The organism is Streptomyces sp. WAC05292 (assembly GCF_003949955.1).
Classification (GTDB): domain Bacteria; phylum Actinomycetota; class Actinomycetes; order Streptomycetales; family Streptomycetaceae; genus Streptomyces; species Streptomyces globosus.
In genome coordinates this window covers 1-1,361 of the sequence record NZ_RPSE01000721.1, presented here as the reverse complement: position 1 = coordinate 1,361, position 1,361 = coordinate 1, and the positions used below count along the sequence as shown (strand labels likewise).

General features: G+C 72.8%; 1 protein-coding gene. It reads left to right on the top strand.

All coding sequences use genetic code 11. From position 1 onward, the window contains the following. Window positions 1-484: 484 nt before the first annotated feature. The gene (locus EF903_RS32610; protein ID WP_185902950.1) at window positions 485-1,303 is read left to right on the top strand and encodes a serine protease; all 819 of its coding nucleotides are present in this window, start codon (window positions 485-487) and stop codon (window positions 1,301-1,303) included. The last annotated feature ends 58 nt before the right edge of the window (window positions 1,304-1,361 follow it).

The window sequence follows — 1,361 nt, the reverse complement described above, 5'->3', positions numbered from 1 at the left end:
GGGCTGTGCGTGCCATCGGGTGAATGACACGTACATGTCACACCCGCCGGTGTGCGGACATCAAGGACCCGTTTTCGGACAGGGTGCGGGATCGTCTGGCGCGGGTGCCGGAGGCGGAGGGGCGCGAATCGGCCCCGGCCCCCTGGCGAGGGGTCGGGACCGGTCCGGCACTCGTGCGATGGGGTATCACTACCCACGCCGCACCCCCGTCGAACCGCCGCCGCCCGCAAAGTTGGGCCGTGCGGGCGTACGGGCCCGGTGGGGGAGTGCGCCCCCGTGCGACCGGATCCCGTCATCCGGCGGCCGTCCGGCCGATGCGGCGGTTGGGGCGCGGCCGGAGCCGGGGCGCCGGAAAGCCGTGTTCGGGCGGGCCGGCCCGGGGCCAGGCGGGCGCCCGACGGGCATCCCGCTCCGCACCCTGTCCGAAAACGGGTCCTTGATGTCCGCACACCGGCGGGTGTGACATGTACGTGTCATTCACCCGATGGCACGCACAGCCCAACCCCCCACGAAAGGCAGTGTGTTGACCGTGTCCTCTTTCGGCACGTTCCTCAAGCGCGCCCTCGCCGCCGGCGCCGTCGCCCTCGCCGCCGTCAGCCTCCAGCCCGCCGGAGCCCACGCGGCACCCGCCCCCGTCGTCGGCGGCACCCGCGCCGCACAGGGCGAGTTCCCCTGGATGGTCCGCCTGTCCATGGGCTGCGGCGGCTCCCTGCTCACCCAGCAGATCGTCCTCACCGCCGCCCACTGCGTCGGCTCCAGCGGAAACAACACCTCCATCACCGCCACCGCCGGCGTCGTCGACCTCAACAGCTCCAGCGCGATCAAGGTCAGGTCCACCAAGGTCCTGCGCGCCCCGGGCTACAACGGCCAGGGCAAGGACTGGGCCCTGATCAAACTCGCCCAGCCGATCAACCTGCCCACCCTCAACATCGCCGAGACCAAGCAGTACGACAACGGCACCTTCACCGTCGCCGGCTGGGGCGCCAACCGCGAAGGCGGCAGCCAGCAGCGGTACCTGCTCAAGGCCAACGTCCCCTTCGTCTCCGACGCCGCCTGCCAGAGCGCCTACGGCAGCTCCCTCGTCCCGAGCGAGGAGATCTGCGCCGGCTACGACCAGGGCGGAGTCGACACCTGCCAGGGCGACTCCGGCGGCCCCATGTTCCGCCGCGACGCCGCCGGGGCGTGGATCCAGGTCGGCATCGTCAGCTGGGGCCGGGGCTGCGCCCGCGCCGGATACCCCGGCGTCTACACCGAGGTGTCCACCTTCGCCTCGCAGATCAAGACGGCGGCGGCCTCCCTCTGACCCACGGCCCCGCACGCCCCGCCTTCCCGGGCCGAGGGCCGGGAGGGCGGGGCGTGCG

What these genes read in the sequence shown, in the direction of transcription:
- EF903_RS32610 (WP_185902950.1), top strand. Translation starts at nt 485, where the DNA reads ATGGCACGCACAGCCCAACCCCCCACGAAAGGCAGTGTGTTGACCGTG.